The 14,204-nt window shown below is 60.6% G+C and carries 11 protein-coding genes; 3 read left to right on the forward strand and 8 right to left on the reverse strand.

The features are described from left to right. Window positions 1-41 precede the first annotated feature (41 nt). Complete coding sequence (locus tag ACTOWK_RS06185) at window positions 42-605, reverse strand: hypothetical protein (protein ID WP_441329308.1); 564 nt, start codon at window positions 603-605, stop codon at window positions 42-44. 118 nt (window positions 606-723) lie between these two features. Continuing rightward, window positions 724-1,077, reverse strand: coding sequence for a helix-turn-helix domain-containing protein (locus ACTOWK_RS06190; protein ID WP_441329309.1), 354 nt, complete (start codon window positions 1,075-1,077; stop codon window positions 724-726). Window positions 1,078-1,352: 275 nt separating this feature from the next. On the opposite strand from ACTOWK_RS06190, the gene ACTOWK_RS06195 reads away from it, so the two are divergent. Further along, window positions 1,353-3,344, forward strand: coding sequence for an NACHT domain-containing protein (locus ACTOWK_RS06195; RefSeq protein WP_441329310.1), 1,992 nt, complete (start codon window positions 1,353-1,355; stop codon window positions 3,342-3,344). Window positions 3,345-3,830: 486 nt separating this feature from the next. Here ACTOWK_RS06195 and ACTOWK_RS06200 read toward each other — a convergent pair whose 3' ends face one another. From ACTOWK_RS06200 to aceE, 3 genes are all read right to left on the reverse strand, one after another. Continuing rightward, window positions 3,831-4,205, reverse strand: a complete 375-nt coding sequence (locus ACTOWK_RS06200; RefSeq protein ID WP_441329311.1) for an ASCH domain-containing protein — start codon at window positions 4,203-4,205, stop codon at window positions 3,831-3,833. Continuing rightward, window positions 4,177-5,175, reverse strand: a complete 999-nt coding sequence (locus ACTOWK_RS06205; protein WP_441329312.1) for an N-acetyltransferase — start codon at window positions 5,173-5,175, stop codon at window positions 4,177-4,179. Before ACTOWK_RS06205 ends, ACTOWK_RS06200 begins: the two co-directional genes overlap by 29 nt. Before the next feature lie 195 nt (window positions 5,176-5,370). Beyond that, window positions 5,371-8,076 carry a pyruvate dehydrogenase (acetyl-transferring), homodimeric type gene (gene aceE / locus ACTOWK_RS06210; protein WP_408951131.1) on the reverse strand — a complete coding sequence of 902 codons (2,706 nt, stop codon included), beginning with the start codon at window positions 8,074-8,076 and terminating at the stop codon, window positions 5,371-5,373. 558 nt (window positions 8,077-8,634) lie between these two features. On the opposite strand from aceE, the gene ACTOWK_RS06215 reads away from it, so the two are divergent. Beyond that, the gene (locus ACTOWK_RS06215; RefSeq protein WP_441329313.1) at window positions 8,635-9,180 is read left to right on the forward strand and encodes an REP-associated tyrosine transposase; all 546 of its coding nucleotides are present in this window, start codon (window positions 8,635-8,637) and stop codon (window positions 9,178-9,180) included. A gap of 295 nt (window positions 9,181-9,475) precedes the next feature. On the opposite strand, the gene ACTOWK_RS06220 is transcribed toward ACTOWK_RS06215, so the two are convergent. Both ACTOWK_RS06220 and ACTOWK_RS06225 read right to left on the reverse strand, forming a co-directional pair. Next, complete coding sequence (locus ACTOWK_RS06220) at window positions 9,476-9,820, reverse strand: DMT family transporter (protein ID WP_441329314.1); 345 nt, start codon at window positions 9,818-9,820, stop codon at window positions 9,476-9,478. Beyond that, entirely contained in the window at window positions 9,817-10,431 is a 615-nt protein-coding gene (locus ACTOWK_RS06225) for a glutathione binding-like protein (protein ID WP_441329315.1), read from the reverse strand. The genes ACTOWK_RS06220 and ACTOWK_RS06225 overlap by 4 nt, the downstream gene beginning before the upstream one ends. Before the next feature lie 83 nt (window positions 10,432-10,514). Between ACTOWK_RS06225 and ACTOWK_RS06230 the strand changes: the two genes are divergently transcribed. Next, the gene (locus tag ACTOWK_RS06230) at window positions 10,515-11,420 is read left to right on the forward strand and encodes a LysR family transcriptional regulator (protein ID WP_441329316.1); all 906 of its coding nucleotides are present in this window, start codon (window positions 10,515-10,517) and stop codon (window positions 11,418-11,420) included. A gap of 450 nt (window positions 11,421-11,870) precedes the next feature. Here the strand turns inward: ACTOWK_RS06230 and ACTOWK_RS06235 are convergent, their stop codons facing one another. Continuing rightward, window positions 11,871-14,183, reverse strand: coding sequence for an NADP-dependent malic enzyme (locus ACTOWK_RS06235; protein WP_057919296.1), 2,313 nt, complete (start codon window positions 14,181-14,183; stop codon window positions 11,871-11,873). Window positions 14,184-14,204 lie beyond the last annotated feature (21 nt).

Below are 14,204 nucleotides of genomic sequence, written 5' to 3' on the forward strand. Positions count from 1 at the left end.
AGGTTCAGTCATGGTTTTTGGTCCTTCAAAAACAACGGCGGTTACTTCACCCCAGCCCGCCGCTCGGTCTTCAAGTGCAGAAAACCGATGTCCTCGACGCAACGCGGGTCGCTGCGCGACTCGGTCAAGGTCAGCTCCATGTCGTTCCGGCGCGCGCTGACACTACGGCCCGGCGAGCCGGTGTCCGATCCCGGCGGGGGAAGTTCGATTCCGGCGACGGCCGCCGCCTGGGCCATCGGATAACAAGGCTGCCCGGCCACCGTGATCGCCACGACCGGGCGATACCAGTATTGGTTATCGATCTGGACGCCGGCGATGACGAAGTGGTCGGCCAAACGGATCGGGTTGCGCGCGTATACGTTCGGCGGGTCTTGGCTGGTGGCCTGGGCCCGGTAGAGCCGCATCAGCTCGGCGAGCGCTTGGTCGTAGCCCGACGGCCCCTGCAAGGCCCAGCGCACGAAATCGTCCATTCGGGTGGCGGATGCAGGCGTGGCGTGCTCCGGGGTGCTGCGCGCCGGGGCGGTCGAGCAAGCTGCTGGCATCAACAACGCCATGGCGACAGCCAGTGTCGCCAGATCTTTACCGAACACGCCTGCGCTACTCACAGTTTCGCTCTCCTTGAACGCCCGCTCCCGATCACGGGAACCAGCTTAGAGCAGCGACCGAGCGCGGGCAAAAGCACATCGCGTCGCGCGGATCGGGTGCGACTCGTGGGCCTTGCGGTTACGCCCTATCGGATGCCGTGCTGGCCTTCACCAAGCGGGCCTTAAGGTCGGCCACGGCCTTGCGCTGCTCGGGTTTGGACAACAGGCCCAAGGCCAGGATGGCCTCGGCCATAGTGTCGGTTTCGGCGTAGAGGAAGGCGAGCGGGACGCCCAAGGCCTCGGCGATGCGGCGCGCGGTCGCGAGGTCGGCGTCATGGACCGACTTCTCGTAGCGGTTGATCCGCACGGCCGCGGTTTCTTGCGGTAGACCTATGGTCATGCCCAGCTCCTTCTGAGTTAGCCCGGCATCTTCCCTGGCTTGCTTCAAGCGCTGGGCAAAGATGGAGCGAGCGTGTACTTCGGTCTGGGCCATGTGTAGAAGGATGGCTTCAAACCCCCGGAGCGTAAATTACGTTAAACGTAATTTCATGTCTAGCCCCGCCTCGGAAGCAGGTCAGCGAAAGTAGGCTTTGCCAATTCTGGGTTCAGCGCACGTCAAATGTATTACTAACCGTCGTAAGAACTGGCGCCAACATAAACCGTCACCGTAAGATCCGGTTGGAGAAAGCCACGACTATATGGGCGCGGCGAAACATCGTGATCCAAGTAGAGCTATTGCCGTCGCTCACTATCCATGGGGGAAATACAATGGACGTATTAAAGGACGTATTAGCAGCGTTAATCGCCGCCCTGATCATTTGGGGACTCGGAATTCCAAGGATCATATACAGAACAGGCGCATCCTTCGTAAAAGAATTTCGATTAAGAAAGCGCATTGCGTCCTCTCTTCTAGATCCTCAAGCTGTGAGAAATGCCACTCGTTTCTACGTGCGACCATTTTTCTCTAGCGTAGACCCCTCAAATGATTTGGAGCCCTCGCATTCATTAATAAATGCTCGATCAGATCTATTCACAATGATAGATCGCTTCCTGTCCGTCGAGCACTCTGAACAAAAGCACATGCTGCTATTTGCTGACTCTGGCATGGGAAAAACTTCGTTTCTACTTAACTACCTAAATCACAATTACAGAATATTTAACCTTCGAAAGAAAAAAATACTTTTTATTCCACTCAGCAAGAACAGTGCCGATGACGTAATACGCGCAGTCAGCATGACCGATCGCGCGGAGACAAACCTATTTCTCGATGCGCTTGATGAAGACCCTCGCGCGCAAGGAGATGTCATCGCACGAATGGAGCACCTTCTAATACTGGCAGAAAGCTTCCGAACTGTAATCATTACTTGCCGATCACAGTTCTTTAGAAGCGATGAGCAGATACCCAAGCAGACTGGGGTAGCAAAACCTGGACCGGTGCCGTTAGGCCAGACAAAACATTACAACTTTTTACGGGCCTACTTATCACCATTTGATGAGAATCAAGTGAAAGACTACTTGACCAGTAGATTCCCTGGGCTCATGAACATTCGCCGCCGTAGTCAGGCAAAAAAATTAGTACAAAAAATACCATCGCTCAGTGTTAGGCCAATGTTGCTGGCTCACATGCCGGATTTGCTCCAGAGCAATGCGGAAATACGCAACTCAGTCGATGTTTATACTGCGATGGTTTATGCATGGATTCATCGAGAATCTAACTGGGTAGATCCCCTAGCTCTTCTGAGCCTATCTGAACTGTTGGCTATTGATTTGCATGGGCGGCGCGCTCGAGGCGCAGACGAAACAATGAGCAAAGATGAGCTTAGCGCATTGGCCAACGCCTCAGGCGTACCTATATCGTCAGATCTCGTAGCATCTCGCTCACTCTTGAATAGAACCGGAGATGGACGGTATAAATTCGCACACAGATCTATAATGGAGTACTTCATTGCGAAGCATTTGATTGAATCAAAATTTCGAATAGAAACCAACCTAACTGACCAAACTGCAACGTTCTTATTAGAATTATTAGGCTGCTGGTCTGACGAAATAAGAAACTTAACGGCCAATTGCAATATCGCACTGAAGTTTGTTGAGCCAGATAAGCGCCTAGGGCTAAGCACCAGTCACGGCCTATATGTAACAGCCGCGACTGAATTTCCCGTCGAAAAACTCCTAAAGACTCGCTGCGCAACTACACATAGTAGTGTCTCGGCGTCTAATCTCGAAGAATTGATATCTGACATGGCCGAATCAGGACTTCGGGTGAATGTATCCGAAGTGCAGGATGTCAAAATTATCATCGGCCCACCTAGTGGACAGCTTGGCCGAACTATTAAAATCACCGTTTGGATGAATAGCTATTGCGTGATAGCCGAAGCGGAGCTTATACGCGTCAGCGAAGGGGCTCTAGATCTTCATGGAATTGAGCTTGGTGCCGTAATGCTGTCTGCATCTCCGTCCAAACAGAAAGGGGCCCTCAAGAACTGCAATTGGACCGTAAGCGCAAGAACCTCAGTGCCGGGGCTCGCGGTGGGAAGTCCGTACTTAGCTAATGAAGGCGTTGCATTAAATTATTATCAAGAAGACAACAAACTCGTTATTTCCGCCCTAGATCCGCCCGTCGACGACAATCCCCTGGCAGCGTTTGGGATATTTGGAGTACCCCAAGACCGAAGACCAGTAGCAGACCGTCCGTACGGATTACTAGCCGCTCACTTACGCAACTCCTGGCGCCCTAGCGATAAGGCATCACAGCGGTGACACATTAATGTACATGACCGAAAGAACCAGGCTCATTCGAGCAATGAGCCCGCCCCGCTGATTTAGCTGACCCGAATAGATAAATAAACTATCCGCGCATTCGCATGAACACAGAAAAGCTTCCCATTTTGGAATTTAAAAATCCGACATTCAATATAGGACAAAACACTACCGTCCGCAGGGGGGACAAATGGTACTCGGTTGCACAAGCTAGAATTCGCCTTCGCAATGGAAAACTATCGATGCCGCTTCCCTTGCAAACCGAGCTAAAGAGATTTAATTCATTGACATCGAAGGATATCGAATTTGAACATGACCCCAGATGCCGGGTCATTAATGGCTTACTTAAAGAAATGCAACGAAACTATCCTGGATTTACTACAGAGGAATTCGTCACACTCTGCCATTTCCGACTCGAGCCAAAAAATTCAATTTGAATAATTGCACACTGAAACTATCCATTTTTATCGAAAAGGGCAGCACGCTTTAAGCCAGATAACAGAAAGATTGCGGGGCTACTCCATTGGTCAGCACAGCACTCAGATCAAGCGGCTGCGCGTAACGTCTGACCCTCTTAACTTTAATAGCATGACCAGTCATGCGACCACGAAAGTACTCATTAAAAAAACTCTTTGTAATTCCAGAGAACTCAGAGGTTCTTGTCCACAAGGCACTCGGCTTTTCGGAAATAAAACTATCCACATCAAACTCACCAACCACCTTGCCAACAGGCTTAGTGGCGTAGATGACCACCGTAGTAACTCCACTGACCTTCGGAATCACCTTCCTGAACTCATAGCGCTTATCTCCACCGAGAATCTTTTCGGCATACTCAGGCTTGATGGACAATAAGACTCTCATCGATGCTTCCTCTTCTGGCGATATTGGTAAATTGTTGCGCCGTTAACGGCATAAAACCCCAGTAAGCCCCTTCACTGAGACCTACTTCATCAATCATCTCTCCGCGAGTGACGCGTCGATTAAGAGCGACATTATACGTAAAGCGAATTATATGAGGATAGCGACGATGCCGCCAGAACTCCCTTAATTCAGTCTCAGTGAATACACTATAGGGCAGGCAATATTTGATAAAATCATCAATAGAAACAAAAGAAGATATTGATCTATATTCTTCAACGACGCATATAGACGTTGCGACCGAACGAAACCTGGCTGACCCTTGATTATCGGAAGTACGATAAATAAGCAAGACATCGCCGCGTCGCAGATTTTGCATCCCATCCATGGCGGCCAAATAGACCTTATGGATACTATTTGTGTGGGACACATCCTGGACAACATCAGCGCTTTCGTTCCTCAGTATTGAATCCGGTAGCAAACGCGTATGCCATTGAGGTTGCAAAGAAAGTAGATAAGCCTCTCCAGCCCCGACGGGTATCAGCGGATAGCTGGCAACCACATCAGTGAACGGCACATGCAAAACGCGGACTAGCACAAGCTCCACACCGTTTTGAGTTGTCTTCTGAGCGCGCATTTCAAACCCATATCGCGCTAAAAGCCTGACCAAGCCGTCGTGATGCTGGAAGACAGTCACATATACTTCGCCAACGCCCTCATGGAGAGCGTGGTCAAATATTTTTTTTATAAAGCGCTCACCGAGCTTTGTGCCATGGGCATTTATCTTTAATGTACCCACTTTTATTCGCCGCGCAGGTGGAAGTTGCGGACTCACGTCCAACAAAGGCCCTTCCTCTAACTTCAGATATAAAAAACCACTTATGCGTCCCGCACCATCATCCGTTAGGACATATGCGTAGTCGTCCGCCTTACGTGCGAACCATTGCGGAAACTCTGCGTAGTCATTCTTCAATTAATCAAAAAATTCGTCACTAAGATCAATATCTCGAAATTGCCTGCGAGCAAACATCGCCTACCCTCCTTGATTAGCTAGTCGAAGACACTAGAAGCCACGTGACATTACTCGGCGATCCTATACCGTTTTTTCAGCAGAAACGCACTTAAAAAAAGGGCGGCCTTAGGCCGCCCTTTTGGTCTCAATAGCCGCTCAAACCCCCAACGGATTCGGCTTCTCCACATCAATCTTGTACTGCTTGATAGCCCTCGCCACATCCTTCCCAGTCATCTTGCCTTCCGCCGCCAGGGCCGCGATGGCGGCGTGGGCGATGTAGTAGCGGTCGACTTCGAAGTGGCGGCGCAGGTTGGCGCGGGTGTCGCTGCGGCCGAAGCCGTCGGTGCCCAGCACGGTGTAGCGCATCGGCACGAAGGCGCGGACTTGTTCCGGGTACATGCGGATGTAGTCGGTCGCGGCGATCGCCGGGCCTTGGCGGCCTTCCAGCAGCTCGGTGATGTAGGGCTTGCGCGGGGCCTTGGCTTCCGGGTTGAGGCGGTTGTGGCGCTCGGCGTCGGTGGCGTCGCGGGCGAGTTCGTTGAAGCTCGGGCAGGACCAGATGTCGGCGGTGACGCCGAAGTCCTTGTCGAGCAGTTCGGCCGCGGCGATGGCTTCGCGCAGGATGGTGCCGCTGCCGAGCAGCTGCACGCGCAGTTCGCCCTTCTTCGGCTTGCCGGCGTCCTTCAGCAGGTACATGCCCTTGATGATCCCCTCGGCACTGCCCTCGGGCATGTCCGGGTGGGTGTAGTTCTCGTTCATCAGGGTGAGGTACCAGTACTCGTCGCGCTGCTCGGTCAGCATGCGCTGCATGCCGTGCTGGAGCAGGGTCACCACCTCATAGCTGAAGGTCGGGTCGTAGCTGCGGCAGTTCGGGATCAGGCCGGCCTGGACCATGCTGTGGCCGTCTTCGTGCTGCAGGCCTTCGCCGTTGAGGGTGGTGCGGCCGGCGGTGGCGCCGAGCAGGAAGCCGCGCGCGCGCATGTCCGCCGCCTGCCAGGCGCTGTCGCCGATGCGCTGGAAGCCGAACATCGAGTAATAGATGTAGAACGGCAGCATCTGCAGGTCGTTGGTGCTGTAGCTGGTGGCTGCAGCAAGCCACGACGAGAACGCGCCGGCTTCGGTGATGCCTTCTTCCAGCACCTGGCCGGTGGTGTCTTCGCGGTAGTACATCAGCTGGTCGCGGTCGACCGGCTTGTACTTCTGGCCGTGCGGGGCATAGATGCCGAGCTGGCGGAACAGGCCTTCCATGCCGAAGGTGCGGGCTTCGTCGGCCACGATGGGCACGATGCGCGGGCCGACCTGCTTGTCGCGCAGGGCGATGTTGAGCGCCTGCACGAACGACATGGTGGTGCTGATTTCGCGCTCGCCGGTGCTCTTGAGCAGGCGGTCGTAGGTTTCGAGCTTGGGCACTTCGAGCGCGGTGCTGGCCTTGCGGCGGCGCTGCGGCAGGAAGCCGCCGAGGGCCTTGCGGCGCTCGAGCATGTATTCGACTTCCGGCGACTTCTCGCCAGGGTGGAAGAACGGCACGGCGCCGTCTTTCAGCTGCTCGTCGCTGACCGGGATGTTGAAGCGGTCGCGGAACAGGCGGACGGCTTCGTCGTCCATCTTCTTGGTGCCGTGGGTCGGGTTGAGCGATTCACCCGACGCGCCCATGCCGTAGCCCTTGACCGTCTTGGCCAGGATCACGGTGGGCATGCCCTTGGTGTTCACCGCCTCGTGATAGGCGGCGTAGACCTTGTGCGGGTCGTGGCCGCCGCGGTTGAGGCGCCAGATGTCGTCGTCGGACAGGTTGGCGACCAGCGCGGCGGTTTCCGGGTATTTGCCGAAGAAGTTGTCGCGGGTGTACTTGCCGCCGAAGGCCTTGCAGTTCTGGTATTCGCCGTCGACGGTTTCCATCATCAGCTGGCGCAGCTTGCCGGTGGTGTCGCGCGCGAGCAGCGGGTCCCAGTAGCTGCCCCAGACGGTCTTGATGACGTTCCAGCCGGCACCGCGGAACTGGCCTTCCAGCTCCTGGATGATTTTGCCGTTGCCGCGCACCGGGCCGTCGAGGCGCTGCAGGTTGCAGTTGATGACGAAGACCAGGTTGTCGAGGCCTTCGCGGCCGGCCACCGAGATGGCGCCGAGCGATTCGGGCTCGTCCGTCTCGCCGTCGCCGAGGAAGGCCCAGACCTTGCGGTCGGACTTCGGCATCAGGCCGCGGCCTTCCAGGTATTTCCAGTTGCGCGCCTGGTAGATGGCGCTGATGGGGCCCAGGCCCATCGACACCGTCGGCACCTGCCAGTAGTCCGGCATCAGCCAGGGGTGCGGGTAAGAGCTGACGCCGCGGCCGTCGACTTCCATGCGGAAGTTGTCGAGGTGCGATTCGCTCAGGCGGCCTTCGAGGAAGGAGCGCGCGTAGATGCCGGGCGAGCTGTGGCCCTGGATGCCGATGAGGTCGCCGGGGTGGTCGCCTTCGGGGCCGCGCCAGAAATGGTTGAAGCCGACGTCGTACAAGGTGGCCGCCGAGGCGAAGCTGGCGATGTGGCCGCCGAGGTCGCCGGGCTTGCGGTTGGCGCGCACGACCATGGCCATGGCGTTCCAGCGGATCAGCGAGCGGATCCGCCATTCCATCGCGGCGTCGCCGGGGCTCTTGGCCTCCAGGTGCGGCGGGATGGTGTTGATGTATTCGGTGGTGGGCTGGAACGGCAGGTGCGCGCCGGCGCGGCGCGTGACTTCGACCATGCCTTCGAGCAGCTGATGCGCGCGCTCGGCACCGTCGCGGGCGATGACGGCCTGTACGGACTCGACCCACTCCTGGGTTTCGGTCGGATCGGGGTCGTTCTGGAGCAGGTCGTGCAGAGAGCTGGCAAGCGGCTGATTCATCGATCTCGCGGCCCCGTGGCCGCGCCTCAAAGGTGGGGGACGGATTAGAGCACCGAGTCTAACAAACGGTGACGGGGTTACGGCTTGCGGTTGCGGGTGTAAGGGGTGGAATAGTCCGTTTTGGCTAGGGGTGTGCTTGGGTTGGCGGGTAGGTTGGCGGGTGGCGGGGGATACGCGGGCGTGTGGTTTGGGGGTTGGGCTCTTAGGGTAGGAGCGACGCGAGCCGCGACCGCGGGGTTGCCCGTTGCGGCGATGGCTTGGGTGGCGATTGTTCTTCATCGGCTGGCCGGGCTATCGCTTATTGGCGGGTTTCGCCGGTTTATGGTGAGCCGCGACCGCGGGATGCGGGCGGCGGCGAAGGCCTGGGATGGCAACGGCTCCGACGGCCGGCACGTCGGATTTGGCGGGTTTCGTCGGCTTATGCGATGACGCGGTCGCGACTTGCGTCGCTCCTACCCTTTGCGGCTCGGGGCACGACACGGGGGCGGGACGAAACCCCACACACAGCGTGCTCGTTTCCCGATGGGCCTGCTTGCGGCGCGGGACCAACCTGCCTGCATGCTCGATCAATCTCTCGTGAAAGCCCCCGGTCACGCCGCGTTGCGGCGGGGACGGGTGTCGGAAGCACATCACGTGTATCTGGTGACGTTCACGACGGAGCAGCGTCGTGCCTTGTTCGCCGACGCGGCGCTGGCGCGGTGCGCGATCGCGGCGTTGCTGGATCGGCGTTCGTGGGAACGCTCGACCTTGTTGGCCTGGGTGTTGATGCCGGACCACTGGCATGGCCTGGTCGAGCTGGGGCCGCGGGATTCGTTGCCGGCTTTGGTTCGCCAATTGAAATGCTGCGCGTCGCGACGGGTGCGGGCGGCGATGTACGGGTTACCGGTGTTGGACGCGGTATGGGCGCGGGCGTATCACGACCATGCCTTACAGCGGGAGGAGTCGCTGATCGACGCGGCGCGGTATGTGGTGATGAATCCGGTTCGGGCAGGGTTGGTGGATGACGTGCGGCAATACCCGCATTGGGGCGCGGTGTGGGCAGGGGAATCGGTGGGTGATGCAGGGAAGGAGTCTAGGGATTTCTGGGCGGAAGGAGGTTTCTGATATCGACGCGGTTTGCCGGGGTCGTGGTTGCGTTGGTTCGGGCGCAGATTTTCTGATCGGGTCGCGGTGGTTGCGGATTCGTGGTCGCGGCTTGCGCCGCTCCTACCCAAGTAGCCGTTGTGGACTGACGGAATGCGGGCTTCTGATCGGGTCGCGGTGGTTGCGGATTCGCGGTCGCGGCTTGCGCCGCTCCTACCCTTTGCTACGTCGCTTTGGGGTAGGAGCGGCGCGAGCCGCGACCGCCATGTTTCGCCTACTGCGCAAACTTCAGCATCGACAGATCATCCAGGGCGCCTCAACCCGGCGCACTACGCAACACCACGATGCCGGCGACGATCAATGCCACGCCGCCCAAACGCAGCGGGGTGATGGATTCGCCGAACAGGATCGAGCCGATGAGCACGGTGCCGGCGGCGCCGATGCCGGTCCACACGGCGTAGGCGCTGCCGACGGGCAAGGCGGTCAGGGCGCGACCCAGCAGCCAGACGAAGGCGATCAGGGCGACGATCGAGGCCGCGGTCCAGCCCGGCTTGGTGTAGCCCTGCGACAGTTTCATCGTCAGTGCCCAGGCCACATCGATCAGGCCGGCGGCGATCAGCATGATCCAGGCGACCGAGGGCTTGATCGCCTCGCCGATCATGGCGCTTTCTCGCGGCGCAGGGCTTCGGCGACGCTGTCGCGGGCGCGTACGCGTTCGAGGTAGGCGGCCAGGGCCGGATACGGGTCGAGCGCGATCTTCAGCGGGCGCACCCAGTCGACGATGGTGAACAGATACGCATCGGCGATGCTGAAACGCTCGCCCAGTAGGTAGTCGCGATCGGCGAGGTGGCGCTCGACCACGGCCAGGCGCTTGGCCAGGCGTTCGCGCGCCACATTCGCGGCCTGCTCGCCGTACTCGGGGTGGAACAGCCAGGGGCTGAAGGTCTTGTGCAGTTCCGAGCTGACGAAGTTCAACCAGCGATGCAGTTCGTCGCGCTCGGGCGTGCCGACGGCGGGGGCGAGGCCGGCCTCGGGTTTCAGGTCGGCCAAGTGCAGCAGCATCGCCACGCCTTCGGTCAGCACGCGGCCGTCGTCGAGTTCGAGCACCGGCACGTAGCCGAGCGGGTTGATCTCGCGGAAATCGCGGTCTTCGGCGACGACCAAGGGTTCGGCGCCGAGGCGCACGCGGCGCAGTTCGGCGTCGAGGCCGAGTTCGCGGATGGCGATGTGCGGGGCGAACGAGCAGGTGCCGGGGGTGTAGTAGAGCTTCATGGCGTACTCCAGTAAGGAAGCCGATACTTTCCGCGCACCCCGATGCCGCGCCAACACGGCGAACCGACAAGGATTGCTTGCAGATGCGACACGAACGATTGAGCCTGGACGACCTGGAGCTGGTGCGCGCGATCGGCGCGCACGGCAGCCTGACCGGCGCGGCCAAGGCCTTGGCGCTGGACCATTCGAGTGCGTTCCGGCGCTTGGCCGCGGTCGAGGCGCGGGTCGGCGCGGCGCTGTTCCGGCGCAGTCGGCGCGGTTATACGCCGACCGATGCCGGCGAGCTGACCATTGCCAGCGCGCAACGCGTGCTGGTCGAGACCGAGCGCTTGCAGCGCGAGTTGGCCGGGCGCGATGCGCGCACCGAGGGGCGGATTCGTATCACGCTGCCCGACACTTTGGCGCCGGTCGCGGCGCGGATGTGCGCCGCGTTTCGTGCCGAGCAGCCGGGGCTGCGTTGCGATTTGGTCGTGGCCAATGCGTTCTTGACTCTGCAGCAGCAGGACGCCGATGTGGCGCTACGTGCGAGCGTGTTGCCGCCGGAAGGTTTGTCGTCGCGCAAGGTCGCGGCGATTTCGATCGCGGCGTATGTAGCTGCGGGGCGCGACAGCGGGCGTGGTGGTGGCCGTGGTAAGACGCTCGATGAAGCGGCCTTGGCGCAGGGCGATTGGGTTGCGCTCGACGAAAGCCTGGCGCATCTGTCGTCGGCGCAATGGTTGAGCGACCGGGTGTCGGCCGAACGCATCGCGATGCGGGTCAATACCTTGCCGGCGGCGTTGGCGGCCTGCGAGGCAGGATTGGGACGGGCCTTGTTGCCATGTTATCTGGCCGATGCGTCGCCGGGTGTGCGGCGGATTTCGGCGCCGTTGCCGCAGGTGCGCGCGGATCTGTGGTTCGCGACGCATCCGGATCTGCGGCGGTCGGCGAAGGTGAAGTTGTTGCGGGAGTTTGCGTTGAAGTGGTTGCCGGGTGAGGTGGCGTTGGAGTGAGGTGGTTTATCGGCGCTCGGCCCTCACCCGCCTCCCGTTCACGGGAGAGGGGCTTTGATTCGATGTAATCGGGTTGGGTGCGGGCGCGGGTGCTGTCGCGAGGCTACGCGGGCGTTGAATGTTGCGCCGCTAGCGTCCGGCATCGTGGTCGCGGCTTGCGCCGCTCCTACCCTTTGCTGGCGCGGCTTTGGGGTAGGAGCGGCGCAAGCCGCGACCGCGCAAATCAATCGCCGGTGCGAACGAAGCGCAGAAGCAAATCCCCCCGCCCCCCTCTCCAAAGGGGGGAACGGCATGAGGATGCGAGGGGAATTTTTTGCGCGACGGCGCGGCGTTGCGCCCTGTAGGAGCGCCGTGAGTCGCGATCACGACCTGGCAATGACGACGCAAACTGCGATGTCGCAGCGCCGGCTGCGCCATCGACGCAGCCGGCTACCGCCGTGAATCAGCGGCTCAGGTGCCGCCGACTTCGCCCAGGCCTTTGCGCTCGGATTCGCGCGAGGCGCGGATCTGGGCGTCGACGGCGGCGATCGCGGTCATGTTGACGACGCGACGCGGGGTCGAGGCCGGGGTCAGGATGTGCGCCGGCTTGTCCAGGCCCATCAGGATCGGGCCGATGGCGACGCCGTCGGTCATCACCCGCACCATGTTGTAGGTGATGTTGGCGGCGTCGAGGTTCGGCAGCACGAACAGGTTGGCGCGGCCGTGCAGGGTCGCGTTCGGGAAGATGCGCTTGCGCAGTGCATCGTCCCAGGCGGTGTCGGCCTGCATTTCGCCGTCCATCTCGAGCTTGGGCTGGCGCTGCTTGATGATCTGGCGGACCTTGCGCATCTTCGCCGCCGACGGGTTGTCGTGGCTGCCGTAGTTGGAGTGCGACAGCAACGCGACCTTGGGCTCGATGCCGAACAGCTTGAGGCGGTAGGTCGCCTGCAAGGTCGCTTCGGCGATCTGCTCGGCGGTCGGGTCGACCTGCACATGGGTGTCGAGGAAGAACCAGGCGCCCTGGTCGTTGATCACGCCGGTCATCGCCGAGGTGCCGGAAACGCCCGGGTCGAAGTCGAAGATGCTGCGCATGTAGCCGAGCTTCTTGTGGAAGCGGCCGACCAAGCCGGAGATCATCGCGTCGGCTTCGCCGCGCTCGACCATCAGCGCCGCGATCAAGGTGGGACGCGAACGCAGCAGGTTCTTCGCCGCCGCTGGGCTGACGCCGCGGCGCTCGGTCAGGGCGTGGTACTGCTGCCAGTAGTCGTTGAAGCGCGGGTCGTCGTTGATGTTGGTCAACTCGAAATCCACGCCTTCGCGCATGCGCAGGCCGAGGCGCTGGATACGGGTCTCGATGACGTCGGGGCGGCCGATCAGGATCGGGTGCGCCAGTTCTTCGTCGATCACTGTCTGCACTGCGCGAAGCACGGTCTCTTCCTCGCCTTCGGCATAGACCACGCGCTTGCGGTCGGCGCGGGCGCGGTCGTAGACCGGCTTCATCAGCAGGCCGGTGCGGTAGATGTATTGGCTGAGCCGTTCTTCGTACTCGTCCATGTCGACGATCGGACGCGCGGCCACGCCGGAGTCCATCGCCGCCTTGGCCACGGCCGGGGCCAGCATGACCAGCAGGCGCGGGTCGAACGGACGCGGGATCAGGTACTCGGCGCCGAAAGTCGGCACGTCGCCGCCGTAGGCACTGCCGAGGTCGGACGATTCCATGCGCGCCAGCTGGGCGATCGCGCGCACGCAGGCCAGCTTCATTTCTTCGTTGATGACGGTCGCGCCGACGTCGAGCGCGCCGCGGAAGATGTACGGGAAGCACAGCGCGTTGTTGACCTGGTTCGGGTAATCCGAACGGCCGGTCGCGATGATGCAGTCCGGACGCACGGCCTTGGCGTCTTCGGGCAGGATTTCCGGATACGGGTTGGCCAGCGCCAGGATGATCGGCTTGGCGGCCATGGTCGCGACCATCTCGGCCTTGAGCACGCCGCCGGCCGACAGGCCGAGGAACACGTCGGCACCGGCGACGATGTCGGCCAGGGTGCGCTTGTCGGTGTCGCGGGCGTAGCGGGCCTTGTCCGGGTCCAGATTGGGGCGGCCGGTGTAGAGCACGCCGTCGCGGTCGACCGCGAGGATGTTCTCCGGCTTCATGCCCAGGGCGACCAGCATGTCGAGGCAAGCGATGCCGGCCGCGCCGGCGCCGCTGGTGGCGAGCTTGACGTCCTCGATCTTCTTGCCGACCACTTCCAGCGCATTGAACACCGCGGCGCCGACGATGATCGCGGTGCCGTGCTGGTCGTCGTGGAACACCGGGATCTTCATGCGCTCGCGCAGCTTGCGCTCGACGATGAAGCACTCCGGGGCCTTGATGTCTTCGAGGTTGATGCCGCCGAAGGTCGGTTCCAGCGAGGCGATGATGTCGACCAGCTTGTCGGGGTCGCGCTCGTCGATTTCGATGTCGAACACGTCGATGCCGGCGAACTTCTGGAACAGCACGCCCTTGCCTTCCATGACCGGCTTGCCGGCCAGCGGGCCGATGTCGCCCAGGCCGAGCACGGCGGTGCCGTTGCTGATCACCGCGACGAGGTTGCCGCGGGCGGTGAGCTCGCTGGCGGCGTTGGGGTCTTCGACGATGGCCTCGCAGGCGTAGGCCACGCCCGGCGAGTAGGCCAGGGCGAGGTCGCGCTGGGTCACCATCGGCTTGGTCGCGGTGACCTTGATCTTGCCCGGCGGGCTGAGGCGGTGGTAGTCGAGCGCGGCGGTTTTCAGATCGTTGTCGGACATCAGGGAATGGCTGCCGTGGCA

The sequence above is a fragment of the Lysobacter sp. CA196 genome (genome assembly GCF_052078695.1).
Classification (GTDB): domain Bacteria; phylum Pseudomonadota; class Gammaproteobacteria; order Xanthomonadales; family Xanthomonadaceae; genus Lysobacter.

Bases quoted from the DNA above. Each gene is read 5' to 3' on its own strand.
- ACTOWK_RS06190 (WP_441329309.1), bottom strand. From the start codon at position 1,077: ATGGCCCAGACCGAAGTACACGCTCGCTCCATCTTTGCCCAGCGCTTG.
- ACTOWK_RS06195 (WP_441329310.1), top strand. From the start codon at position 1,353: ATGGACGTATTAAAGGACGTATTAGCAGCGTTAATCGCCGCCCTGATC.
- ACTOWK_RS06200 (WP_441329311.1), bottom strand. From the start codon at position 4,205: ATGAGAGTCTTATTGTCCATCAAGCCTGAGTATGCCGAAAAGATTCTC.
- aceE (WP_408951131.1), bottom strand. From the start codon at position 8,076: ATGAATCAGCCGCTTGCCAGCTCTCTGCACGACCTGCTCCAGAACGAC.
- ACTOWK_RS06215 (WP_441329313.1), top strand. From the start codon at position 8,635: ATGCTCGATCAATCTCTCGTGAAAGCCCCCGGTCACGCCGCGTTGCGG.
- ACTOWK_RS06220 (WP_441329314.1), bottom strand. From the start codon at position 9,820: ATGATCGGCGAGGCGATCAAGCCCTCGGTCGCCTGGATCATGCTGATC.
- ACTOWK_RS06225 (WP_441329315.1), bottom strand. From the start codon at position 10,431: ATGAAGCTCTACTACACCCCCGGCACCTGCTCGTTCGCCCCGCACATC.
- ACTOWK_RS06230 (WP_441329316.1), top strand. From the start codon at position 10,515: ATGCGACACGAACGATTGAGCCTGGACGACCTGGAGCTGGTGCGCGCG.
- ACTOWK_RS06235 (WP_057919296.1), bottom strand. From the start codon at position 14,183: ATGTCCGACAACGATCTGAAAACCGCCGCGCTCGACTACCACCGCCTC.